The organism is Jidongwangia harbinensis (assembly GCF_020216025.1).
GTDB lineage: Bacteria > Actinomycetota > Actinomycetes > Mycobacteriales > Micromonosporaceae > Actinoplanes > Actinoplanes harbinensis.
This window is the reverse complement of the sequence record NZ_JAIWNC010000002.1, coordinates 249,519-273,188: the sequence shown is the minus strand read 5'-3', so window position 1 is coordinate 273,188 and position 23,670 is coordinate 249,519. Positions and strand designations below refer to the sequence as shown.

Genomic DNA, 23,670 nt, shown 5'->3' with positions numbered 1-23,670 from the left:
GTGTTGAAAAGCTCACGTCAGGTGAGCTTGTCCTTCAGTTCCTTGGCGAAGAAGTCGAGGAAGCCGTCCGGGTCGGGTCCGGCGTTCTGCAGCACGATGTGGTCGAAACCGGCGTCGACGTACTTCTGGACGGCCTCGGCGTACGGCTCCGGGTCGGGTCCGACGGCGAACTGCTTACGGATGTCGTCCGCGGTGACCGTGGCGGAGGCGGCCTCGAAGTTGGCCGGGTTGGGCAGTTCGCTCATCACCTTCCAGCCGGTCACCGCCCAGCGGGTGGTCTTCAGCGCCTCCTGGACGCCGGCCTCCTCGGTGGCGGCCCAGGCCATCGGCACCTCGGCGTACCGGGGGCCGGAGCCGCCCGCTCCGGTGAACGTCTCGACGAGGTCGGCGCGGGGTTCGGTGGCGAACAGGCCGGTGCCGAGTTCGGCGGCGAGTTCCGCCGCCTGCCGGCCGCCGGCGGCGACCGCGATCACCGGGAGCCGGTCCGGCAGGTCGAACACGCGGGCGTCCTCGAGCTGCAGGTGTTTGCCCTGGTACGACTGGTAGCCACCCTGCCAGAGCAGGTTGATGATCTCCAGTGCCTCGCGCAGCCGTTCGTGGCGCCCGTGCACGCTGGGGAAGCCCTGGCCCACCACGTGTTCGTTGAGGCGTTCGCCGGCGCCGATGCCGAGCGTGAACCGGTTGTCCGACATGATCGCCAGGGTGGCCGCGGCCTGCGCGATGATCGCCGGGTGGTACCGGACGCTGGGGCAGGTGACGCCGGTGGCGAGCCCGATCCGGTCGGTCTTCGCGGCGATCGCGCCGAGCACGGTCCAGGCGAACGGCGAGTGGCCCTGCACGTCCAGCCACGGGTGGTAGTGGTCGCTGATCTCGACGAAGTCGAATCCGGCCTGTTCCGCCCGGACGGCCTGGCGGATGAGTTCCTTGGGGCCGAATCCCTCGGCCGACAACTTGTATCCGATGCGCATGGTGGTTGGCGTTCCCGCGGGCCCACAACGCAAACGTGGGGGCCGGCCGGCCCCCACGTCAGGTTGCGTTGCGTCAGCTGGTGGCGCTCTGCGCCGCCTGCTTCGTCTGGTCCTTGGCGTCCTGCGCGGACGACTGGGCCTGCTGCTTGGTCGTCTGTGCGGCGTCCTGCGCCGTCTCCTTGACCTGGCTGACGGCCTGCTGGACGGTGCCGGACATGTCGTCCTTCATCTCGCTCGCCACGTCCTTGACCTTGTCGGTCAGGTCGCCGGCGTTGTCCTTGATCTGCTGCCCGGCGCGGCGTTCCGCGTCGGTCACCGGGATCAGGGTGGCGGCGAGCATGCCGACGCCGAACGCGATGATGCCGGCGGCGAGGGGGTTGCCCTGGGTCTGCTGGCTGACCGTCTGCGGCGTGCTGCGGACCGTGTCGGCCACGCTGTGTGCGGCGGAGCCGGCCTTGTCGCCCAGCGCCGACGCCTTGTCCTGCACGGTGCCGGCGGCGGAGGACGCCTTGTCCTGCACCGTGCCGACGGCCGACGAGGCGGTGTCGCGGACCGACGAGGCGGTGTCGGCGGTGGCGTGTCGTGCGTGTTCCGAACTGCCCATGACCTTCTCCTTCGCCGCGGTCCAGCGGCGCTTGGCTACCTGCTTCGGGCTCGTCTTCTCGGCCAGCAGGTCGACGTCGCGCGTCAGCGAGGCGCGCGTGCGCTCGATGTCCTGCCTCAGCCGGTCGGGTTCTTCAGCCATTTCGCGTCCTCCTTGAGCGTGTCGACGGTGCGGTGGGGCGTCGGGTCGACGGTCTTGAGCTTCTTGCGACCGTTGACGAACAGGACGGCGGCGATGGCACCCCAGATGACCGCCACGATCAGCGCGGCCCAGCCGAGGTCCATGACGTTGCCCAGCGCGAAGACCAGCGCGAAGCTCAGCAGCACCACGGTGAGGTGTCCGGCGAAGCCGGCGCCGCCGAGCATGCCGGCGGCCTTGCCGGCCTTGGCGGCCTCGTCCTTCAGCTCCACCTTGGCCAGTTCGACCTCCTGGCGGAACAGCTGCGACAGGTCGTTGCTGATGTTGCCGATCAGTTCACCGACCGAGGTCTCGGCGACCTCGTCGGTCCGGTTCTGAGCCGGGTACGGCGTGGTCATCGGGTGCCGCCCGGGTACTCACGGCCGGTCGGCGGGTCCAGCAGGTAGTCCTCCTCCACGGCGACGGGCGTGCCGGTGCCGGTGGAGGCGTACTCGGTGGACGTGGTGGTGTAGCCGGTGCCGGTCGTGGCCGGGTCGGTGTAGCCGGTGCCGGTCGAGTAACCGGTGGCGTAGCCGTTGTCCGGCGTGTTCGACACGAACGAGTCACTGGCCGGCTTGGCGGAGCCGGTGGCGCCGGCGTCATCTGCCTTGGCCACGCCCTTGCCCAGCCGGGCGACCACGAATCCGGCGGCCAGTGCGGTGGCGAGGAATGCGCCGGGGCGGCGCCGGGCGAAGTCCTGGACCTCGCGCAGTACGCCTTCCGGGCCGTGCTGGTCGAGGTAGTCGGCCATCTGCCGGCCGCCGTCGGCGACCCGCGACACGACCGCCGCGGCGGGCGAGTCCTGCCGGTCGCCGCGCATCTCCTCGAGGTGGTCGGCCATCTGCCGGATGCTGCCCACGAGCTTGTCGTTCTGCGAACGGGCCTGCTCCTGGACCTTGCTGCGGACCTCGCCGGCCACGTTGCGGACCTGGGTCTTGGCCTCGGAGCCGACGCGCTGCGCCTGCTCGACCGCGGTGTCCTTGACCTGGCCCGCCGCCTGGCCGGCGGCCTGGCCGGTCTGCCCGGCGACCTCCTTGGCCTGTCCGGCGACCTGCTTGGCCTTCGACTGGTCCTCGCCGCTCGACGTCGTGGCCGGGTACGTCTCGGTGGTGGCCGGGTACGTGGTGCCGGTGGCATACTCCGATGTCGAAGTCGTCGCCGGGTAGGTCGACGCGGCCGGGTACGCCGGGTCGATCGAGGCGGCCGGCACGTCGACGCCGGGGGTTGCGTCCGGTGCGCGGGCGCCGGAAGACACGTCACTCATGGTGTTCCTCCATTGGGGGTTCGTCGGTGTGCCCTCACCCCTCAGCTACCCGCTATGCCCCCGGCCATGCGCGATTGCCCTCGGACAATTATGTAGATCTTCCCTGCATACAACGGCTTTCCGGGGGTATCCAGCCCCGCTCTTCTCCTATTCGATCGATCGACTTAACATGCCTTCATGGATGAGGCACGATACGACCACCACCGCCTGCGGCAATGGCTCACCGGCCGGGCCGCCGGGTTCACCCGCCGCGACCTGATACGTCTGACCGCCGCCCTCGGCGCGGGCAGCGCCGTCTCGACGATCGGCGCGCCGGGCCGGGCCGCCGCCGGACCGGCCGGCCCGATCGTCAAGCCGCTGCCGGCCGACCTGTTCACCGTGCACGGCACGAACGCCGAGATGCGCTGGTCGGCGATGCGGCAGCAGGGCCACCTGGTGCCGGTGGACCGGTTCTTCGTCCGCAACCACACCCGGACGCCGATCCTCGATCCGGACGCCTGGCGGCTCACCGTGACCGGCACCGGCCTGCGCGGCGGCCCGGCCGAATTCTCCCTCGGCGACCTGCGCCGGTTGCCCGCCGTGGCGGTCACCGAGGCGGTCGAGTGTGCCGGCAACGGCCGCGGCTTCTTCACCACCCAGCAGGGCCAGACCGTCTCGGGTACGCCGTGGGGCCTCGGCGCGATCGGCGTCGCCCGGTGGCGCGGCGTCCGGCTGTCCACCGTGCTGCGCCGCGCCGGACTGTCCGCACGGGCGGTCGACGTGCTCCCGGTCGGGCTGGACGACACCTTCGTCAGCGGCGGGGTCGATCTCGGCCCGGTGCGCCGCCCGTTGCCGGTGCGCAAGGCGCTCGACGACGTGCTGCTGGCGTACGAGATGAACGGCGAACCGTTGCCGGCCGACCACGGCTTCCCGGTGCGGCTGATCGTCCCGGGCTGGATCGGCATCGCGTCGATCAAGTGGGTGGGCCGGATCGAGGTCTCCGACACGCCGCTGTTCACACCCTGGAACACCCAGTTCTACCGGCTGTTCGGCGAGGGCTTCCCGGCCGACGGCGCGCCGTTCGACCGGCAGGTGGTGAAGAGCGCGTTCGAGCTGGACCCGAACGCCGCCCTGCCGGCCGGCCGGACCCGGACGCTCACCGGCCGGTCCTGGTCGGCGCACGGGCCGATCCGCCGGGTGGAGGTCAGCACGGACGGCGGCCGGCACTGGCGCCGGGCCCGGCCGGTCGGCCCGGACGCGGGATGGCAGCGCTGGGAGATCGACTGGCGCCCGGCCGCACCGGGCCGCCACGAACTGCTGGCCCGGGCCACCGACGTCCGCGGGCACACCCAGCCGGACACCGCCGTGCACAACACGCTCGGCTACCTGTTCGACGCGGTGGTCCGCCACCCGGTGGTCGTCGAGGCTTGACCTGGAGCGCGCTCCGGGTCCTAGCGTTCCGGGCATGCAGACAGTGGAACTGGGCCGGACCGGCCGGCAGGTGAGCCGGCTGGCTCTCGGCGCGATGCAGATGGGCAACGAGACACCCGAGGCGGAGTCGATCCGGATTCTCGACCGGTACGTCGAGATCGGCGGCTCGTTCATCGACACCGCCGACTGTTACGAGTGGTGGGCGTCGCCGGGCAGCCGCGGCGGCGAGAGCGAGGAGTTGCTGGGCCGGTGGCTGCGGGGGAGCCACCGGCGCGACGACGTCTTCCTCGCCACCAAGGGCAGCGCCCTGCCGCAGCCGTCGCCGCGGCTGTGGCAGGGCGACGGCTCCCCCGACTGGGACCTGGCCCGGCGCACGTTCGCCGGCGCCGGTGCCGGCACGCTCCGGGCGGCGCTCGACGGCAGCCTCCGCCGCCTGGGCACCGACCACGTCGACCTGTACTACGTGCACGTCGACGACCGGAGCACGCCGCTGGAGGAGACGCTGGAGGCACTGGACTCGTTCGTCCGCGCCGGCAAGGTCCGGTACCTCGGCTGGTCCAACGTGCGTACCTGGCGGCTGGAACGGATCCGGCAGCTGTGCGCCCGAAACGGCTGGGCGGCACCGGTGGCGGTCCAGCAGCAGCACACCTACCTGCGCCCGAAGGCCGGGCTGGACCACACCTCGATCGTGGACGCCGAGCAGCTCGACTACCTGCGCGAGCACGACGACCTCACGCTGGTGGCGTACTCGCCGATCCTCAAGGGCGTGTACGACAGCGCGGAGAAGCGCGCCGCGCACTGGATGATGGAGTCGTACGCGGGGCCGGACGCCGACGCCCGGCTCGCGGCGGTGACCTCGACCGCGGCGGAACTCGGCATCACCCCGAACCAGCTGGTGCTCGCCTGGCACCTGCACGCCGCCGACCCGGTGGTGGTGCCGCTGATCGGCCCGCGTACCCCGGAGCAGTTCGAGAATGTGCTGCCGGCGCTGGACGTGAAGCTCACCGGCGAGCAGCTCGACCGGCTGAACGCGGCCGGCGCCTGATCAGCCGCCGTGCCACCGGCGCCACAGGGCGGCGTACGGGCCGTCCGCGGCGAGCAGGTCGTCGTGGGTGCCGAGTTCGATGATCCGGCCGTCGTCCATCACCGCGACCCGGTCCGCGTCGTGGGCGGTCTGCAGCCGATGGGCGACGGCGATGACGGTCCGGTCGTGCAGCACCGCGCCCAGCGCGCGCTCCGCGGTCCGGGCCGTCGTCGGGTCGAGCAGCGCGGTCGCCTCGTCCAGGATCACGGTGTGCGGGTCGGCCAGCACCACGCGGGCGAGCGCGAGCTGCTGGGCCTGCGCGCCGTCGAGCTGCCGGCCGGCCAGGTCGGCGTCCAGGTCGTCGGCCCAGTCCGCGCCGACCGTGGCCAGGGCCTTGCGGAGCCGGTCGTCCGAGGCCGGGATCATCAGGTTCTCCCGCAGTGACTCGCGGAAGACGTGGTGTTCCTGGGTGACCAGGACGACCTGCCGGCGCAGCAGGTCGGGCGGCAGGTCGGCGACCGGCACGCCGCCGACCGTCACGCTGCCGGTGCGCGGCCGGTCCACCCCGGCCAGCAGCCGGCCCAGTGTCGACTTGCCGGCCCCGGACAGGCCCACGACGGCGAGCCGCTCCCCCGGCCGCACGGTGAGGTCGACGCCGTGCAGCACGTCGCGGCCCTCGTCGTACGCGTACCGGACATCGCGGACCTCGATCCGGTCGTCGGCCGGCGGCCGGGCGGCGACCGTGCCCTCCCCCGGCACCGCCGCCAGTCCTTCCACCCGGGCGAACGAGGCGCCGCTGCTCTGCAACTGCTCGATCCAGATCAGGATGGCGTCCAGCGACCCGACCAGTTGCCGCAGGTACAGCACCGCGGCGCTGACCGCGCCCAGGGTCAGCTCGCCGCGGAAGTAGAGCGCGCCGCCGAGCAGCAGCACCACCACGACCGGCACGTTGTACGACGCCTCCACCGGCGGGAAGAAGAAGCTGCGCAACCGCAGGGTGGCGAGCCGGCTGGCCCGGGTCCGGTCCATCGCGGCGCGCCCGGCGGCGAGGCGGCGCTCGCGCAACCGCAGGGCCTCGACGGTACGGGCACCGGACGTGGTCGCGGCGATCTCCTCGGCGAGCGCGGAGCTGGCCGCCCCCTCGGCCAGGTACGCGTCCCGGGCCCGCCCCAGGTACCACCGGGTGACGAACCCGATGCCGGAGAGCCCGAGCAGCCCGCAGCCGCCGAGCAGCGGGTCGATCGCCACCACCGCCCCCACCAGGAAGACCACCTGCACGGCCGCGATGAAGACCTCCGGCAGCACATCGCGCAGCGTGGTCGCGACCGCGCTCACGTCGGTCGTCCCGCGCGCCGTGAGGTCGCCGGACGGCACCCGCTCGACCACCGCGGCCGGCAGGTCCAGCGCCCGGTCCAGGAACTGCTCGCGGATCCGGGCGGCGGTCCGCTCGCCGAAGCGGTATCCGACCGCCAGCGCGTACCGGGTCAGCAGCGTCTGGGCCAGCGCGCAGAGCAGCACGCCGAGCGCCAGCCGGTCGACCTGGTCCACGCCGCCCCCGCCGGTCACCGTGTCGATGATCCGGCCGAGCAGCCACGGCCCGCCCAGGCCGGCCACCGCGGCCAGCGAGTTGAGCAGCAGCAGTGCCGCCACGGTCCGGCGGTCGGCGGCGATCAGCCGCAGCGCCGCCCGCCGGACCTGCCGGGTGTCCGCCACCGGTAGCGCGGTCATGCCTCGTCTCCGGCCATCCGGGTGACCAGGGCGCGGTAACCGGGATGGGCCACGAGCAGCTCGCGGTGGGTACCGGTGGCCGCGACCCGTTCGTCCACCAGGTAGTGCACGACGTCGGCGCGGTCCAGCAGCACCGGGGAGGTGGTGGCGATCAGGGTGCCCCGCCCGGCCCGCGCGGCGGCCAGCCGTTCCGCGATCGCGGCCTCGGTGTGCGCGTCCACCGCGGACGTCGGCTCGACCGCGAGCAGCATCTCCGGGTCGGCCAGCACGGCCCGGGCCAGCCGGAGCCGCTGCCGCTGCCCGCCGGACAGGTTGCGCCCGCCCCACTCCACCGGCCGGTCCAGGTCACCGCCGGCCACGTCGTGGGCGACCGCGATGTGCACGGCCCGCCGGACCGCCCCCTCGTCCGGCGCGGCGGCGCCCGCGACCACCTCCCGCAGCGGGCCGGCGAACAGGTCGGCGTCGTGGTCGGCGACCAGCACCCGGTCCCGCACGGCGGGCCGGGCCATGCCGTCCAGCCGCCGGCCGCCCCAGGTCGCCGGGGTGTCGCCGTAGCGGCCCAGCCGGTCGAGGACCGCGGCGGCCTCGGCGGTGCGCGCCCCGGCCAGCGCGGTGAACCGGCCCGGCGCCACGGTCACCCCGGACACCGGGTCGTGCAGCGCGGCCGGGCGGTCCGGCGGCGCGGCGCCCTCGACCGGGTCCTCGGGCAGTCGCAGGAACGTGATCACCCGGCGGGCGGCGACCATGCCACGGGCCAGGCCGGTGCCCACCTCGATGAAGATCAGCACCGGGATGGCCAGGACCGCGACGTACCCGTACACCGCCACCAGGTCGCCGGCCGAGATGTCGCCGGTGACCGCGAGCCGGGCCGCCAGCCACACCACCACGGCCAGGAACACCGCCGGCAGACCGCTGCCGAGCGCCCCGATCCAGCTGGTCACCGTGCCCACCCGGTAACCGGACTCGCGCAGCTCCGCGGAGTCCCGCCGGAACCGGGCCGCGTGCGTGTCCTTGCCGCCCAGTCCGTTGAGGACGCGCAGCCCGCCGAGGATGTCGACGAGCCGGGCGGCGAGCGCGCCCTCCTGTTCCCGGTAGTCGCCGCCGGTCGCCTGCAGCCGGCCCAGCATCGGCCCGACGAGCAGCGCGATCACCGGGACCCCGGCCAGCACCACCACGGCGAGCAGCGGGGAGGTGCGGAACAACAGGACCGCCACCACGATGTACGCCACCACGGCGCCGATGCCGGGCCCGGCCGCCGTCATCGCCCGGGCGATCACCCAGACGTCGCCGATGCCGATGGTGACCACCTCGCCGGCGGTGACCCGGCGGGGCAGCGCCGCACCCAGCCGGGCGGCGTGCGTGGTGACCAGGTCCGCGGTGCGCATGCCGGCGTCCAGGCGCAGCTTGGTCATGGTCCGGTGCCGCAGGATGCCGAGCGTGGCGTTGGTCAGGCCCATGGCGAACACCGCCGCGCTCCAGGCGATCAGCGGCCCGGCCTGCTGCGGCTGCAGGCCGCGGTCGACCGCCTGGGAGAGCAGGTACGGCGTGAGCGCGAGGCTGACCATCCAGGTCGACCCGTACAGCCCGGCCAGGGCGAACCGCCGTTTCTGGCGCATCACCAGCCACCACAGGAAGTGCGCGGGCCCCCGTACGTCCACAGGCTCCATCATGGCCGATGTGCCGGAGCACCCGCGCGCCGGCTGTTAGCGTCGGCGCCATGCAACGCGTCATCGGTGGCCGGACCTTCGACTTCGCGCGGCGGGTCGCGGTGATGGCCATCGTGAACCGGACGCCCGACTCGTTCCACGACCGCGGGCGGACGTTCGCGCTGGAGCGGGCCGTCGAGGCGGTACGGGCGGCGGCCGACGCGGGCGCGGACTGGATCGACGTCGGCGGGGTGCCGTTCGCGCCCGGCCCGGAGGTCTCCGTGGCGGAGGAACTGGACCGGGTGCTCCCGGTGGTGCACGCGGCGCGCGACCTGGCCGTGGTCTCGGTGGACACGTACCGGCCGGCGGTGGCCCGCGCGGCGGTCGCGGCCGGTGCCGGGGTGGTCAACGACACGTCGGGACTGCGCGACCCGGCGATGGCGGACGCGATCGCCGGGTCGGACGCGATGCTGGTGATCACGCACAGCCTGGCCGCGCCGCGCACCCCGTACCCCCGGCCCACCTACGCGGACGTGACCAGCGAGGTGGCGGACTTCCTGCAGCAGCGGGTGCAGCTGGCGCTGTCCCGGGGGGTGCGCCCGGACCAGATCATCGTCGATCCGGGACACGACCTGAACAAGAACACGTACCACTCGCTGGAGCTGACCCGGCGGCTCGACGAGATCGCCCGGATCGGCTATCCGATGCTGGCCGCGGTCAGCAACAAGGACTTCATCGGCGAGACGCTGGACGCGCCGCAGCCCGAGCGGCTGGCCGGCACGCTCGCCGCGGTGGTCTTCTGCGTGCTGCGCGGCGCCCGGATCGTCCGGGTGCACGACGTGCGGGCGGTGGTGGACGCGGTCCGGATGACCGAGGCGATGCTCGGCCTGCGCCCGCCGGTCGTCGCCCGGCACAATCGCTAGCCGTCGTCGCGGCTCTGCTCGAGCAGGGTGAGGCCGTCGAGTAGCTCCGTGGTCCACGGCGCCGGCGGGACCGCGTCCGGGCCGATCACCCGCATCGCGCCCAGCACGGTGAGCAGCATGCCGGTCGCCAGGAACTCCCGGGCCCGCTCCGGTTCCACCCCGGTCAGCTCGCGGATCACCTGGTACAGCCGGCCGAAGCAGTCGCGTACCACCGGCCCGATGGCCGGGTCGGCGCCGGCCGCGAAGCCGTGCAGCAGCACGGTGATCAGCTCCCGCTCGGCGAGCAGCCGGTCGTACGCCTCGCCCAGGCTGGGCAGGTCCGGCTGGACCGCGGCGGCGTCCCGGAACTGCTGCTCGATCCGGTCCCGCGCGTGGTCCAGCGCGGCGATGAACAGCTGCTGCTTGGTGCCGAACAGGCGGATCACGTAGGGCTGGGACACCCCGGCCAGCCGGGCCACCCGGTCGGTCGTGGTGCCCGCGTACCCACCGGCGCTGAAGGCCGTCACCGCGGCGGCGACCAGCTGCTGGTGCCGCTCCTCCGCGGTCAGCCGGGTCCTCGTCACATTGACAGGTTATCAGTTGATAACTAACGTCGGGCTGAGCTTAGTTATCAGTGAATAACAACTAGGAGTTCGCATGACCGCGCTCGCACCCGAACGCGCCGCCCCGGCGGACCGGCCGAAGACCCGCCCGCTGGCTGCGGTGCTGGCCGCGGTGGGCATCCCGATGTTCATGGTCACGCTGGACAACCTGGTGGTGACCACGGCGCTCCCGGCCATCCGGGCCGACCTCGGCGCCTCGATCAGCGACCTGCAGTGGTTCGTCAACGCCTACACGCTGCCGTTCGCGGCGTTCCTGCTGACCGCCGCGGCGATCGGCGACCGGCTGGGCCGCCGCGCCGTCTTCATCGCCGGCATCGTGGTCTTCACGGCCGCCTCGGCCGCCGCGGCCATGGCGGCCGAGGCGTGGATGCTCACCGCCGCGCGCGCCGTGCAGGGCCTGGCCGGCGCCGCGGTGGCGCCGCTGTCGCTCACCCTGCTGGCCGCCGCCGTGCCGGACCGGTTGCGCAACGCGGCCGTCGGGGTGTGGGGCGGCATCAGCGGCCTCGGCGTGGCGGTCGGCCCGGTGGTCGGCGGCGCCGTCGTGGAGGGCCTGGACTGGTCCTGGATCTTCTGGCTGAACGTGCCGGTCGGCGTCCTCGCGGTGATCCTGGCCGGCACCGTGCTCGGCGAGTCCCGCGGCGGCGCGCCCCGGCTCGACCCGCTCGGCCTGCTACTGAGCGCGGCCGGCATGCTCCTGCTGGTCTGGGGCGTGGTGGACGGCCCGGACCACGGCTGGACGTCCAGCCGGGTGCTGTCCATGCTGACCGCCGGCACGCTGCTGCTCGGCGCGTTCCTGGCCTGGCAGCACCGCAACCCCACCCCGATGCTGCCGCTGCGGCTGTTCCGGTCCCGCGCCTTCAGCCTGGTGAACCTGGTGACCCTGACGTTCTCCGCGGGCGCCTTCGGCGCGGTGTTCCTGCTGGCCCAGTTCTTCCAGGTGGTGCAGGGCCTGAGCCCGCTCGACGCCGGAATCCGCACGCTGCCGTGGACCATGGCGCCGATGGTGATCGCGCCGCTGGCCGGACTGTTCGCCGACCGGGTGGGCCTGCGTACGCTGATCGTTGCCGGACAGGTGTTTCTGGCGGCCGGCGTGTTCTGGATCGCGGCGGCCAGCACCACCGGCGTGGCCTACTCCGACCTGGTGGTGGCGTTCGCCCTGGCCGGCATCGGGATGGGCCTGACCTTCGCGCCGATCAGCACGATGTCCCTGGGCAGCGTCCGGCCGGAGGACCGCGGCGTGGCGTCCGGCGCCAACAACACCATCCGGGAGCTCGGCGTCGCGGTCGGCGTCGCCGTCCTGGCCTCCGTCTTCAGCTCGTACGGCGACTACCGCACCGCCCAGTCCTCCTTGGCAGCCCAGTCCTCCTTGGCAGCCCAGTCCTTCGTGGACGGCCTGGTGCCGGCGGTCATGGTCGGCGCCGCCGTCATCGCGGTCGGCGCGCTGGTCGCCCTGGCCCTACCGCAACGGCCGGTGGCACCCCGCTGACCCTCGGGGGCCGGGGGCCGGGCCTGCGGGCCCGGCCCCCGGTGGCATCTCAGTCGCCGATCCGGATCCAGACGTCGTCGACCGCGCCGTGGAACTGGTCGTTGTCCGCGCCGACGCCCTTGCCGCCGATGCTCAACGGCTGGGCGGTGACGACCGACAGGGTCGCGGGAACGGCGACGCTGCGCTTGAGCTGCCCGTCGACCAGGATGGACAGGACCGTCCCGGAACGACGGCACTCCACCGCGTGCCACTGCCGGTCGGTCAGCGATTCCGGGCTGCGGGCCAGGTAGACGGTCGTCGAGGACCGGTCGCTCATCGCGCAGCTGGGCCTGCCGGACAGCCCGTCCACCTGCAGCTTGTACTGGCCGCCGGTGGTGGAATAGCCCTTCTGCACCACGTTCTCGCCGTCCCCGGCCTCCTCCGGCGCCATCCGGATGCCGGCGCCGAAGCGGATCGGCCGGGTGCCCGGGTTGAGGTCGGCGGTGTCCGCGGCCTGCAGCACCAGGCGCGGGCAGGCGGCGCCGACGCAGTTCTCCGGGAACGCCACGGCCTGACCGGTGCCGTGCGCCGTCATCCGCACCTCGCCGCCGTTGCGGGTGACCGCGCGCAGCAGGTGCCCGTTGCCCGAGCCGTCGTCGAACGTACCGTCGGCGATCGTGGTGTCGAAGTTGTAGGACGCCACATCGTCCGAGGCCGGCGTGGGCGCCGTCGCCTCGGGCTGGTTGACCGCGAACGCCGCGTACCGCTTGCGGGAGACCCCGCCGATGGTGGTGAAGTCGCCGACCGCGCTGACCGTGCTGAGCGCCGGGCTGGCCGCCAGCGCGCGCACTCCGACCACGCCGTTGGCCTGCGGTGCCCAGTTCAGCAGGCTGCCCTGGCCGTCCACCGCGGCCAGCTTGACCCGCGGCACCGAGCCGTCCGTACAGGCACCCTGGGCACCGTTGTTCGTGGTGGTGCAGGCGTTGTCGAAGTGTCCGCCGACGTAGGTGATGCCGTCCAGCGTGACGATCGCCTGGGCGTCGCCGTCGAACACCCGGGTCCAGCGGGTCGCCCCGGCCGTGGTGTACGCGATCGCCCGGCCGCCCTGACCGCCGAGCGCGGCGTAGACCCCGCTCGCGTCCACGGTCACCGCGAACACCTGCGACACCGGCTTGGGCAGGAACGACCGGTCCAGCACGCCGGTCACGCCGTCCACCGCGGTGAGCCGCAGCGTGGAGCTGATGTTGTTGGTGCGGTGGAAGCTGCCGCCGAGGTACACCCGGGACCCGGACACCGCCAGCGCGTTGACCGCGTCGTCGGTGGTCGGCGCCCAGGCGTTCAGCGCGCCGCCGGGCAACGTGAACGCGGCCAGGTTGGCCCGGGCCGCGCCGCCCACCGCGGTGATCCTGCCCCCCAGGTAGAGCCGGCCGTTGCCGACCGCCAGCGCGTTGGGCTGCCCGGAGATCGCATGCTTGAGCGGGGTGAGCGCACCGGAACCGGCGTCCAGCCCGGCGAGCGAGTCACGCTTGACCCCGGACACCGCGGTGAAGTCGCCGGCCGCGTAGACCACGCCGGCGTCCACCGCCAGCGCCCGCACGTTGGCGTCCGCGGCCGGGGCCCAGGGCAGCAGGGCGCCGGTGCGCGCGTTCACCGCGGCGAGCCGCTGCCGTGCCACGGTCTTGCCGTTGACCACCGCGGCGGTGAAGTTGCCGCCCAGGTAGACGGTGTCGCCGCGGTAGGCGACCGCGTACACCGGGCCGTTGAACGACGGCGCGACGAGCGGATCGGCGGACACCACTCCGGCCAGCGCCGCTCCCCCGGCGGCGACCACGGCAGCGGCCGTACCACCCACCAGAAGACGGCGTACGACCGACTTTGTACCAGTTCGAGTCTTGAGCACGAGGCACGGTAACTTGCCCGATTCGCGGGGTTGGCGCGCACCGGTCCGGCGATCGGGTGGCGATTCCGCCCGAATGGGCCACGACCGGGCGGGTGCGGCGGGCCGTCCTTACAGGTCAGGCGACTACACGCGGCGGAGCGCCGGACCGGGGCGGCGGGGCGGGGCGGGAGCGCCGAACCGGTACGCCCCGGCCGAAACCCCCGGATCGAGGGACAGGCCGGACGCGAGCGCGTGGCCCGCCAGGACGGCAAGCCCTCGCCGAGAACGACGAAGCCGGCGCGATCCGCGCCCGTGGGACGACCGAAAAATCCGCCAACCGCCCATATCGGGTACGCCCATTCGGTCACCGCCGAGCAGGTGGCGCACCGCCCGGAAACCGGCCCCACCCGGCGAACGGGAACCTCGGCTGACGAGATCCGAATCCACCGAACGGAACACCAGCCTGTGACGATCCGGCTCGGCGTGGCACCGAGGGCGATCGATATCGGAAGATGCTAGAACTATTCACGTTTGCGCGGGAGAGTTCGTCCGGACGGCCCAACGCTCAGGGTTGATCGGCTATGGAATACTTCCGGGAATTGCCACCGAAAGTTACGTGGCGCAAGCTCGGATCGGGAGGGGAGGACCCGTGACCGTGGACGGCAGGCGCGTGACCATCGCCGCGATCGCCCGAGAGGCCGGCGTGTCCGTGCCCACGGTGTCGCGCGTGCTCAACGGCCGGACGGACGTGTCTCCGCAGACCCGCGAGCGGGTCGAGGAGCTGCTCAGCCAGCACGGTTACCGGCGCCGGGCATCCCGTCAGCGGCCCGGCCGGGCGGCCCTGATCGACCTCGTCTTCAACGACCTGGACAGCCCGTGGGCGGTCGAGCTGATCCGCGGCGTGGAGGACGTCACGCACGCCTCCGGGGTCGGCACCGTGGTCTCGGCCGTGCACCGCCGCACCACCTCGACCCGGCAGTGGCTGCAGAACCTGCGGGCCCGCGCCTCGGACGGCGTCATCTTCGTGACCTCCGACGTGACCGGGCCGGTGCACACCGAGCTGCAGCGGCTCAGCATCCCGGTGGTGGTGGTCGACCCGGCCGGCGGCGCGGTGGCCGACGTGCCCACCATCGGCGCGACCAACTGGGCCGGCGGCCGCAGCGCCACCGAGCACCTGGTGTCTCTCGGGCACCGCCGGATCGGGCTCATCTCCGGGCCGAAGGAACTGCTCTGCAGCCGGGCCCGGCTGGACGGCTACCGCGCCGCGCTGGACGCGGCCGGCGTCGCCGTGGACGAGCGCCTGGTGGTGCAGGGCGACTTCCTGCACGAGTCCGGGTACGCCGGGTGCAGCACGCTGCTCGACCTGCCGGACCCGCCGACCGCGATCTTCGCCTCCAGCGACACCATGGCCCTCGGTGCGTACGAGGCGGCCCGCCGGCGCGGCATGCGGGTGCCCGACGATCTGAGCGTGGTGGGCTTCGACGACCTGCCGGAGTCGCGCTGGTCGTCGCCGCCGCTCACCACGGTCCGGCAGCCGCTGGTGGAGATGGGGGCGCTGGCCGCCCGGACCGCGCTGCGGATGGCCCGTGGCGAGGCGATCGAGATGCCGCGCGTCGAGCTGGCCACCGAGCTGGTGGTGCGGGACAGCACCGCCGCCCTCGCCTAGAGCTGGTTCTCCAGCTTCCCGATACCGGCCGTGGTGGCCGCGGACGGGACCCGCCCCTTGGCGCCGGCGTCGCCGTACAGGCTCCACCGCAGGAACTCGGTCGTGGTGCCGGTGATCGTCTCGAAGTCGGCGTCCGTGATGACGTGGCCGCCGCCCTCGATGGTCAGCATCGCCCGGGACCACGGCACCGCCTCGAACACGGTGTGCCCGGCCTCGTACGTCACCGTGTTGTCGTCGCTGCCGTGCACGAACAGCATCCCGGCCGGCGGTCCGGCGAACGGCGTACCCAGGAAGTCCGTGGCCGCGATCAGCACGCCCGCCTTGAGCCGCTCGTCGCGGTGCGCGCTGAACAGCCCGGCCGTGGTGATCCCGCCGCCGGAGTGACCGGCCGCGCCGACCCGGGCCGGGTCGATGATCGCGGCCAGCGGATCGGCGCCGAGCGCCAGCATCCGGTCCAGCACCAGCCGCGCGTCCAGCGGCTGGTTGACGATGTCGCCCTGGTCGAACGGCTGGGCGCCGTACGAGGTGCGGGGGTACTTCACCGCGGCCACCACGAAACCGGCCTGCGCCCACCGGGACAGCAGCGCGGCGAAGTCGTCCGGTGCGGAGGTGAGGCCGTGGCTGAACAGCACCAGCGGGAAGCGGCCGGCGACCGGTGCGGCCCCGTCCACCGGGCTGGGGGTGCTCGGCACCTCGCCGGTCGCCGGGTACCACACCCGGGTGGGCAGCGGCCGGTCCGCGCCGCGGTCGAACGTGAAGTCGCGCCGTCCCACCGCGTACGCCTGCGCGGGCGCGGTCCCGGCCGCCGGCGCGTACCGCGTCACGTCCCGCGGCGCCAGCGACGACGACGCCGTGGACCCGAGGATCGGCACCGCGGACTGTCCGGGGCTCGCCGACGGACCGGGGCTCGGCGTGGCCTCGTCCGTGCACGCCACCAGCCCGCCGCCACCCGCCGCGGCGGCCACCAGCCCGAGCAGCACCGTACGTCTTCGCATTCGACCATTGTCCGGGGGTTTGCTGTGCGCACCCTGCGAACCGCCCGAGCGAAAGATCACACGTCGGCCGCTCACGCTGGGGAAATGCCCACCAGACCGGTACGGATCGGGCCGCCGCCGCGGCCTCAGGCGCGGTTCCTCTGCGCCGCCAGCACCTTCTCCAGCGCGGCCGCCACGGTGCGGGTCTCGGCGGCGCTCATCCGCGAGGTGAAGTGCCGTTCGATGCCGGCGAGGTAGACCGGGGCGGCGGCGCGCAGCCGGGCCCGGCCGGCGTCGGTGATGGCCGCGTACGCCGAGCGCCGGTCGTCCGGGTTGCCTTCGCGGGTCACCAGTCCGTCGGCGGCGAGCTGGTCCACCACCCGGCTCACCCGCGAGCGGCTCACCACGGCGGCCGCGCCCAGCTCACCCATGCTGAGCCGGCGGTCCGGTGCGGAGTTCAGCTCCAGCAGGACGTCGTACCAGGTCAGCGGCAACCCGCAGGCGGTCTGCAGTTCCCGGTCGAGCACCGGCACCAACGCCGCGTGCACCCGGAGCAGCCCGGCCCAGGCCGCGGTGTCGGTGTCGCTCATCACCGCAGGGTAGCCAACTCTTGTGCGCGCGCACGCATCGGCGTAGGAATGTGCGTGCGCACGCACTTTCATCGAGATCCAGATCGGGAGACCGCCATGAGCACCCTGCTGCACATCTCCGCCTCACCCCGGGGCGAGGCGTCCGAGTCCCGCGCCGTCGCGGCGACGTTCCTGGACGCCTACCGGGACGCCCACCCGCACGCCGAGGTGCGGACGTTCGACCTGTGGGACGGCACGCTGCCCCCGTTCGGGCCCGACGCCGCGGCGGCCAAGATGGCGGTCTTCGCCGGCCAGGAACCCCGGGGCGCGGCCGCCGAGGCGTGGGCCGACGCGATCGCCACGTTCCGCCGGTTCGACGCCGCCGACCGCTACCTGTTCAGCGTGCCGATGTGGAACGCCGGCGTGCCGTACATCCTGAAGCAGTTCATCGATGTGGTGAGCCAGCCCGGGCTGGTGTTCGGCTTCGACCCGGTGGCGGGCTACACCGGCCTGCTGCGCGGCAAGAAGGCCGCGGTCATCTACACCAGTGCGGTGTACGGCGACGGGCGCGGGCACGCGTTCGGCGCCGACTTCCAGGCGCCCTACCTCCGGGAGTGGCTGCGATGGGCCGGGGTCGCCGACGTCAGCGAGGTGCACCTCCGGCCGAACCTGGCGACCGCGGACGCGGACACCGCCCGGCGGTACGCCCACGACCGCGCGCGCGAGCTGGGCAAGCGGTTCGAGTGACGCGCCGGAGCGCTCCGCTTCCTGACCGGCCCGCTCAGCCCCGGCCCGGGCCGAGCGGCAGGCCGTCGCCGAGCAGTTCCAGCGCGCGGTCCAGGCGCTTCAGGTCCATCGGGTCGAGCATCGAGGCGATCCCGTCCGGCAACGCCGCCAGCGCGGCTCCGATCACCGCGCCGGCCAGCACCCGCGCGCCGAAGTCGTCGGGCGGCAGGCCGGCGCGTTCGGCGACCACGCCGGCCACCAGGTCGACCGAGTCGGCGTACTGCTGCATCGCCCGCGCCCGCAGCTCGGGGACGGCCAGGTAGACCCGCTGGCGGGCCCGTTCCCGTTCCCACTCCTGCGGCGAGACCTTGCGGAACACGTCGCGGAGGGCGGACCGGATGGCCTCGATCGGCGGCAGGTCCGCGGGTTGCGCCCGCACCGCCTCGATCACCAGCGGGTCGTAGTCGTCGGCGAGCACGACGTCTTCCTTGGTCGGGAAGTACCGGAAGAACGTACTCGGCGAGATGTCCGCCGCCTCGGCGATCTGGTCGACTGTGGTGGCCGCGTACCCCTGCTCGTCGAACAACCGCATGGCGTGCTCGCGGATGGCGGCCCGGGTCCGGGCCTTCTTTCGCTCGCGCAATCCGGTGGGCAGGGTGGTCATACCGCCGATTCTGCCAGGGCCGCCGGGCCGGACACGGCGGGCGGCCGGGCCGGCACCAGCAGCACGGTGAGCAGTCCGCCCAGGACCGCCACCCCCGCCGCGGCCAGCAGGGACACGTCCATGCCGTGGGTGAACGCGGTCCGCACCGAGTCGAGCAGGCCGGGCGCGCCGAGCCGGTCCGCGACCGCGATGCCGCCGGCCGCGCTGTCCCGCACGGCGTCGGCGTCGGCGCCGGGCAGCGCCTGCACGTCGACCCGGTCGCGGTAGCCGACGTTCAGCACGGTGCCGAGTACGGCCACCCCGATCGCGCTGCCGACCTGGCGCAACGCCTGGATGAGGCCGGAGCCGACGCCGCTGCGTTCCGCCGACAGGGCGCCGAGTGCCGCGTCCATGGACGGCGGCAGGGTCAGGCCCAGGCCGGCACCGGCCACCGTGATCCAGGCGGCGACGTAGCCGTACCCGGAATCCGCCGCAGTGGCCGCGCCCGCGACCAGGCCGGCGGCCAGGACCGCGAAGCCGCCGGTCAGCACCGCCCGGGAGCCGAGCCGGGGCACCAGCCTCCCGGCCAGCCGGGCACCGACCATCAGGCCGCCGATGACCGGCAGCAGCCGCAGCCCGGTGCCGAGCGCGTCCGCGCCCTGCACCGCCTGGAAGTACTGCGGCAGCGTGAACAGCAGGCCGAACATCGCGAAGCTGGCGGCGGTGGCGGCGAGCGTGCCGCCGGTGAATGCCGCGGACCGGAACAGGTGCAGGTCCACCAGGGGCATCCGGGTGCGCCGTTGCCACGCCACGAACACGGCCAGGATGAGCGGGCCGGCGGCCACGAGCACCAGCGGGCGTACGTCGGTCCAGCCCCGGTCACCGGCGTCGACGATGCCGTAGGTGAACGTGACCAGACCGACCGCGGACAGCGCCACGCCGGGCAGGTCGAACCGGCGGGTGGTGTCGCCGTGCGACTCGGGCAGCCACAGCACCACCGCGACCACGGCCACCACGACCAGCGGCACGTTGATCAGGAACACCGCGCCCCACCAGAAGTTGTCCAGCAACCAGCCGCCCACCAACGGCCCCAGCGGAACGCCGAGCGCACTCGCGGTGACCCAGATGGTGAGCGCCCGCGGGCGTTCCGCCGGGCTGAACAGCACGGTCAGCACGGCGGCGCCGAGCGGCATGAGGACGGCGGCGCCCAGCCCGAGGGCGGCACGGGCCGCGATCAGCTGCCCGGTCGAGGTGGCGTAGGCGCAGGCCGCGGACGCGACGCCGAACAGCACCAGCGCGCCGAGCAGCATCCGCTTGCGCCCGAACCGGTCGCCCAGCATGCCGCCCGGCAGCAGGAAAGCCGCCAGCACCAGCAGATAGGCGTTGGTGAACCACTGCAGGTCGCTGGTGCCGGCGTCCAGATCCCCGGCGAGGGTGGGCAGCGCGACGCTGAGGATCGTGCCGTCGAGTCCGACGGTGAGCGTGCTGAGGGCGAGCGCGCCGAGCGCCCACCATCGCGAAGTGGAAGCAGCCATGAAATGAGAGTAACTGTCAAAAGCAAGAAGCTTTCAAGATGTGCGGTACGGCATGAGCGGGCGATGACCGATGACGTTCGGTTGAGTCCGGCGGCGCGCGCATCGATATCCACGGAATCCGTGCGGCGCCGTGTCACGATCAGTCGGAACGAGCTCGACGGGGCGCGAAGGGGGCACCACGGCATGAAGAAGGTTCTCGGCTGGGTCGTGCTCGCCCTGGTCATCTTCTACATCGGCACCAACCCGGGCCCGGCCGCGGACATCGCGGAGGGCGTCGGGGACGGCATCGCCGACATGTTCCGCAACATCGGGGTCTTCTTCTCCGAACTCGCGTCCTAGCCGTCGCCGTGACCGGGCCGCGGGTGGTGTGCGTGGGCCTCGCCACCGTCGACCTGGTGTACCGGGTGGATCGCCTCCCCGGCGTCGACGAGAAGGCTCAGGCCCGATCCGCGGACTACGCGGCGGGCGGGCCGGCCACCAACGCCGCGGTCACCGCCGCCGCGCTCGGCGCCGACGTCACGCTGATCTCGGCGGTCGGCGCCCACCCCCTCGGCGACCTGATCCGGGCCGACCTCGCCACCTGCGGCGTCACGCTGACGGATCTGACGCCCGGGGCACCGGACCCGCCGCCGGTCTCGGCCGTCACCGTGCTGGCGGCCACCGGCCAGCGAACCATCGTCAGCCGCAACGCCGCGGACACGGACGCCGGCGTACCCGCCGGCCTGGCCGCCCTGGCGGCGGAGGCCGACGCCGTCCTGGTGGACGGCCACCACCCGGCGCCCGCCGAGGCCGCGGCGCGCGCCGCCCGCCGGCTGGTCGTCGACGCGGGCAGCTGGCGTCCGGTGTTCGAGCGGATCGTCCCGCACGCGGACGTGGTGGCGTGCAGCGCCGCGTTCCGGCATCCCGACGCCGGCGCACCGGGCCCGGCGGCCACCGTGTCCGTGCTCCGGGCCCTCGGTGCGCGGCACGTGGCCGTCACCCGCGGACCCGAGCCGGTGCTGTGGTGGTCCGGCCGGCACACCGGTGCGGTACCGGTACCGCCGGTCCGGGCCGTCGACACGGCCGGCGCCGGGGACGCCTTCCACGGCGCACTCGCCGTGGCGGTGGCCCGCGACCCGGACCTCACCGACCTCCCCGCCGCCCTCCGCTTCGCGATCGACGTGGCCGGCGTCCGCGTGACCCACCCCGGCCCCCGCCACTGGCTGACCGCCCTACCCCCGCGCCGCACGGGGAGCTGATCGTGGAGTTGTGATGCCCGATTCGCCGGCACACCACAACTCCACGGTCGACGGGGACCGGTTAGAGGGTGCGGGAGAGACGGTCGGCCAGGAGCTTGGCGAAGCGGGCCGGGTTGTCCAGGTCGCCGCCCTCGGCCAGGAGCGCGGTGCCGTACAGCAGTTCGGCGGTCTCGGTCAGGGCCGGGTCGTCGGCGTGCTGTTCGTGTGCCGTGCGCAGGCCGGTGACCAGAGGATGCGTCGGGTTCAGCTCCAGGATCCGCTTGACCCGGGGCACCTCCTGGCCCATCGCCCGGTACATCTTCTCCAGCGTCGGCGTCATGTCGTCGGTGTCGCCGACCAGGCACGCCGGTGACGTGGTCAGGCGGTGCGACAGCCGGACCTCCTTGACCTGCTCCGCCAACGCCGACTTGAGGAACCCGAGCAGCGGGTCGAAGCCCTCGGTCGGCTTCTCCTCGTCGTCGTTCTTCGGCAGGTCCACCGAGCCCCGGGCGATGGACTGCAGCTTCCGGCCGTCGTACTCCGGGACCGCCTCCACCCAGATCTCGTCGACCGGGTCGGTGAGCAGCAGCACCTCGTACCCCTGCGCGGTGAAGGCCTCCATGTGCGGGGAGTTCTCCACCTGCGCCCGGCTCTCGCCGGTCAGGTAGTAGATCTCCTCCTGCCCCTCCTTCATCCGCTCCACATAGCCGGCCAGCGTGGTCGGCTCGGTGCCGGCAGTGGAGGCGAACGTGGCGATGTCCAGGATGGCCTTCTGGTTGTCGGAGTCGCCGAGCAGACCCTCCTTGACCGCGCGGCCGAACTCACGCCAGAACGTGGCGTACTTCTCCGGCGCCGCGGTCATCATGTCCCTGATCGTGGACAGCACCTTCTTGACCAGCCGCCGCCGGATCATCTGGATGTGCCGGTCCTGCTGCAGGATCTCCCGGGAGATGTTCAGCGACAGGTCGGCCGCGTCCACCACGCCCTTGACGAACCGCAGGTAGTCGGGCATCAGCTCACGGCTGTCGTCGGCGATGAACACCCGCTTCACGTACAGCTGCAGGCCCGCGCGGCCGTCGCGCTGGAACAGGTCGTGCGGGGCGCGGGACGGAATGAACAGCAGCGCCTCGTACTCGAACGTACCCTCGGCCTTGAGATTGATGATCTCCAGCGGGTCGGTCCAGTCGTGACTGATGTGGCGGTAGAACTCCTTGTACTCGTCGTCGGAGACCTCGGCGCGGGGGCGGGCCCAGAGCGCCTTCATCGAGTTGAGCGTCTCCTCGCCCATCCGGATCGGGAACGAGATGAAGTCGGAGTACCGCTTGACGATGCTCTTGATCTTCCACTCGTCGGTGTAGTCGTAGAGCGCGTCCTCCTCGTCCGCCGGTCGCAGGTGGACGGTCACCGCGGTGCCCACCGGGGCGTCGGCCTCGGTGTCGATCGTGTACGAGCCCTCGCCCGCCGACTCCCACCGGGTGCCGTGGTCGGTGCCGGCCTTCCGGCTCACCAACGTCACCCGGTCCGCCACCATGAACGTCGAGTAGAACCCGACGCCGAACTGCCCGATCAGCTCCTTGGCGTCGTTACTCTCGCGCACCTGCCGGAGCAACTCGGCGGTGCCCGACTTGGCGATCGTGCCGATCAGCTCGACCACCTCGTCCCGGGTCATGCCGATGCCGTTGTCCCGCACGGTCAGCGTCCGGGCCTCCTTGTCGACCTCCAGATCGATGTGCAGATCCGAGGTGTCCGCCTCGAGGCCGTCGGCGAGCGCCGCCAGGCGCAGCTTGTCCAGGGCGTCCGAGGAGTTCGAGATGAGTTCACGCAGGAAGATGTCCTTGTTGGAATAGATCGAATGGACCATCAGCTGCAGCAACTGCCGCGCCTCGGCCTGAAACTCCAACGTCTCCGCGCTCATCGCACCCTGCCTTCCGTACCACTGGACAATGCCTCCGCGATGGTATGACCCCATGTTCCGCCGACGTCGTGCCTACCCCCTGTCGTCATGGCGACCGATTGCGGCGCCGCACGGCGGACCGGGGTCACGGTGGAGGTGCGGCAGTCGCCGCACTTCCCGAGGGAGATGATCGACATGTTGCAGCCATGGCCGTTGGTACGGCGCAACGACAAGGGACACCCGGTACCCAGCCTCCAGTACCTGCTCCGCGAGCGCGGGCACAGCGTCGCCGTGGACGGCGAGTTCGGCCCGCTGACCGAGGCCGCCGTCCGGGCGTTCCAGCAGCAGCGGAACCTGGCCGTGGACGGGATCGTCGGCCCGCAGACCTGGGCCGCCCTGATCGTCACGGTCCGCCGCAACGACGAGGGCGAGGCCGTACGCGCGGTCCAGGAGGAGTTCCAGAGCCGGAACCAGTCCGGCGATCCGAACCAGGGGCCGCAGGTGGACGGCATCTTCGGCCCGGTCACCGAGCGCGCGGTGCGGGCTTTCCAGGAGGCGGTACGCGCGGGTACGCCGTCGATGGCGGTCGACGGCATCGTCGGGCCGATGACCTGGCAGGCGCTGATCAGCGGCATGATCTCGCACTGAGCGGAGCCCCTTTTGGCGGGGTCGCCTCGCAGGTCATTGAACGGGAAGCCGGTGAACCGCCTATCCGCGGCCGCCGCCCGGGCGACCGCGGAGGTGGTCACTCCGATT

At 73.0% G+C, this 23,670-nt stretch carries 22 protein-coding genes; 9 read left to right on the top strand and 13 right to left on the bottom strand.

All coding sequences use genetic code 11. From position 1 onward, the window contains the following. Positions 1–17: 17 nt before the first annotated feature. The 4 genes from LDL48_RS03785 to LDL48_RS03770 form a co-directional block, all read right to left on the bottom strand. Complete coding sequence (locus tag LDL48_RS03785) at positions 18–968, bottom strand: TIGR03557 family F420-dependent LLM class oxidoreductase (protein ID WP_225253561.1); 951 nt, start codon at positions 966–968, stop codon at positions 18–20. A gap of 73 nt (positions 969–1,041) precedes the next feature. Then, positions 1,042–1,713 carry a DUF3618 domain-containing protein gene (locus LDL48_RS03780; RefSeq protein WP_225253560.1) on the bottom strand — a complete coding sequence of 224 codons (672 nt, stop codon included), beginning with the start codon at positions 1,711–1,713 and terminating at the stop codon, positions 1,042–1,044. After that, a complete protein-coding gene (locus tag LDL48_RS03775) occupies positions 1,689–2,108 on the bottom strand; it encodes a phage holin family protein (protein WP_225253559.1) in 420 nt (139 codons plus the stop codon). The genes LDL48_RS03780 and LDL48_RS03775 overlap by 25 nt, the downstream gene beginning before the upstream one ends. Beyond that, on the bottom strand, positions 2,105–3,013 hold the full coding sequence (locus LDL48_RS03770) for a hypothetical protein (RefSeq protein ID WP_225253558.1): 909 nt from the start codon (positions 3,011–3,013) through the stop codon (positions 2,105–2,107). Before LDL48_RS03770 ends, LDL48_RS03775 begins: the two co-directional genes overlap by 4 nt. Positions 3,014–3,190: 177 nt before the next feature. Between LDL48_RS03770 and LDL48_RS03765 the strand changes: the two genes are divergently transcribed. Both LDL48_RS03765 and LDL48_RS03760 read left to right on the top strand, forming a co-directional pair. Further along, positions 3,191–4,423 carry a sulfite oxidase gene (locus LDL48_RS03765; protein WP_225253557.1) on the top strand — a complete coding sequence of 411 codons (1,233 nt, stop codon included), beginning with the start codon at positions 3,191–3,193 and terminating at the stop codon, positions 4,421–4,423. 34 nt (positions 4,424–4,457) lie between these two features. Beyond that, a complete protein-coding gene (locus LDL48_RS03760; protein ID WP_225253556.1) occupies positions 4,458–5,468 on the top strand; it encodes an aldo/keto reductase in 1,011 nt (336 codons plus the stop codon). On the opposite strand, the gene LDL48_RS03755 is transcribed toward LDL48_RS03760, so the two are convergent. Both LDL48_RS03755 and LDL48_RS03750 read right to left on the bottom strand, forming a co-directional pair. Then, positions 5,469–7,175 (bottom strand): ABC transporter ATP-binding protein, encoded by a 1,707-nt coding sequence (locus LDL48_RS03755; protein WP_225253555.1) that lies wholly within the window; start codon positions 7,173–7,175, stop codon positions 5,469–5,471. It abuts the gene before it with no gap. After that, on the bottom strand, positions 7,172–8,791 hold the full coding sequence (locus tag LDL48_RS03750; RefSeq protein WP_225253763.1) for an ABC transporter transmembrane domain-containing protein: 1,620 nt from the start codon (positions 8,789–8,791) through the stop codon (positions 7,172–7,174). Before LDL48_RS03750 ends, LDL48_RS03755 begins: the two co-directional genes overlap by 4 nt. A gap of 101 nt (positions 8,792–8,892) precedes the next feature. Here LDL48_RS03750 and folP point away from each other — a divergent pair, with 101 nt between their 5' ends. After that, positions 8,893–9,744, top strand: a complete 852-nt coding sequence (folP, locus tag LDL48_RS03745; RefSeq protein ID WP_225253554.1) for a dihydropteroate synthase — start codon at positions 8,893–8,895, stop codon at positions 9,742–9,744. On the opposite strand, the gene LDL48_RS03740 is transcribed toward folP, so the two are convergent. Continuing rightward, the gene (locus LDL48_RS03740) at positions 9,741–10,307 is read right to left on the bottom strand and encodes a TetR/AcrR family transcriptional regulator (RefSeq protein WP_225253553.1); all 567 of its coding nucleotides are present in this window, start codon (positions 10,305–10,307) and stop codon (positions 9,741–9,743) included. The genes folP and LDL48_RS03740 overlap by 4 nt on opposite strands. 73 nt (positions 10,308–10,380) lie before the next feature. On the opposite strand from LDL48_RS03740, the gene LDL48_RS03735 reads away from it, so the two are divergent. Further along, positions 10,381–11,832, top strand: a complete 1,452-nt coding sequence (locus tag LDL48_RS03735) for a DHA2 family efflux MFS transporter permease subunit (protein WP_225253552.1) — start codon at positions 10,381–10,383, stop codon at positions 11,830–11,832. Between the two features lie 49 nt (positions 11,833–11,881). Here the strand turns inward: LDL48_RS03735 and LDL48_RS03730 are convergent, their stop codons facing one another. Continuing rightward, entirely contained in the window at positions 11,882–13,663 is a 1,782-nt protein-coding gene (locus LDL48_RS03730; protein ID WP_225253551.1) for a LamG-like jellyroll fold domain-containing protein, read from the bottom strand. Positions 13,664–14,345: 682 nt separating this feature from the next. Here LDL48_RS03730 and LDL48_RS03725 point away from each other — a divergent pair. Continuing rightward, positions 14,346–15,356, top strand: a complete 1,011-nt coding sequence (locus LDL48_RS03725; RefSeq protein WP_372472037.1) for a LacI family DNA-binding transcriptional regulator — start codon at positions 14,346–14,348, stop codon at positions 15,354–15,356. On the opposite strand, the gene LDL48_RS03720 is transcribed toward LDL48_RS03725, so the two are convergent. After that, on the bottom strand, positions 15,353–16,351 hold the full coding sequence (locus LDL48_RS03720; protein WP_225253549.1) for an alpha/beta hydrolase family protein: 999 nt from the start codon (positions 16,349–16,351) through the stop codon (positions 15,353–15,355). The two genes, LDL48_RS03725 and LDL48_RS03720, sit on opposite strands and share 4 nt — an antisense overlap. 125 nt (positions 16,352–16,476) lie before the next feature. Next, complete coding sequence (locus tag LDL48_RS03715; protein ID WP_225253548.1) at positions 16,477–16,920, bottom strand: MarR family winged helix-turn-helix transcriptional regulator; 444 nt, start codon at positions 16,918–16,920, stop codon at positions 16,477–16,479. A gap of 96 nt (positions 16,921–17,016) precedes the next feature. Between LDL48_RS03715 and LDL48_RS03710 the strand changes: the two genes are divergently transcribed. After that, positions 17,017–17,646 carry an FMN-dependent NADH-azoreductase gene (locus LDL48_RS03710; RefSeq protein ID WP_225253547.1) on the top strand — a complete coding sequence of 210 codons (630 nt, stop codon included), beginning with the start codon at positions 17,017–17,019 and terminating at the stop codon, positions 17,644–17,646. 34 nt (positions 17,647–17,680) lie between these two features. Here LDL48_RS03710 and LDL48_RS03705 read toward each other — a convergent pair whose 3' ends face one another. Together LDL48_RS03705 and LDL48_RS03700 are read right to left on the bottom strand one after the other, a co-directional pair. Beyond that, positions 17,681–18,289, bottom strand: a complete 609-nt coding sequence (locus LDL48_RS03705; RefSeq protein ID WP_225253546.1) for an acyl-CoA-like ligand-binding transcription factor — start codon at positions 18,287–18,289, stop codon at positions 17,681–17,683. Continuing rightward, positions 18,286–19,803: a DHA2 family efflux MFS transporter permease subunit gene (locus LDL48_RS03700; protein ID WP_225253545.1), complete on the bottom strand. Its 1,518-nt coding sequence runs from the start codon at positions 19,801–19,803 to the stop codon at positions 18,286–18,288. The genes LDL48_RS03705 and LDL48_RS03700 overlap by 4 nt, the downstream gene beginning before the upstream one ends. A gap of 183 nt (positions 19,804–19,986) precedes the next feature. Between LDL48_RS03700 and LDL48_RS03695 the strand changes: the two genes are divergently transcribed. Beyond that, the gene (locus tag LDL48_RS03695) at positions 19,987–20,142 is read left to right on the top strand and encodes a hypothetical protein (RefSeq protein WP_225253544.1); all 156 of its coding nucleotides are present in this window, start codon (positions 19,987–19,989) and stop codon (positions 20,140–20,142) included. 32 nt (positions 20,143–20,174) lie between these two features. Beyond that, positions 20,175–21,041: a PfkB family carbohydrate kinase gene (locus tag LDL48_RS03690; protein WP_308016432.1), complete on the top strand. Its 867-nt coding sequence runs from the start codon at positions 20,175–20,177 to the stop codon at positions 21,039–21,041. Between the two features lie 61 nt (positions 21,042–21,102). On the opposite strand, the gene htpG is transcribed toward LDL48_RS03690, so the two are convergent. Next, positions 21,103–22,935, bottom strand: coding sequence for a molecular chaperone HtpG (gene htpG / locus LDL48_RS03685; RefSeq protein ID WP_225253542.1), 1,833 nt, complete (start codon positions 22,933–22,935; stop codon positions 21,103–21,105). A gap of 87 nt (positions 22,936–23,022) precedes the next feature. Here htpG and LDL48_RS03680 point away from each other — a divergent pair, with 87 nt between their 5' ends. Next, positions 23,023–23,562 carry a peptidoglycan-binding domain-containing protein gene (locus LDL48_RS03680; RefSeq protein WP_225253541.1) on the top strand — a complete coding sequence of 180 codons (540 nt, stop codon included), beginning with the start codon at positions 23,023–23,025 and terminating at the stop codon, positions 23,560–23,562. Positions 23,563–23,670 lie beyond the last annotated feature (108 nt).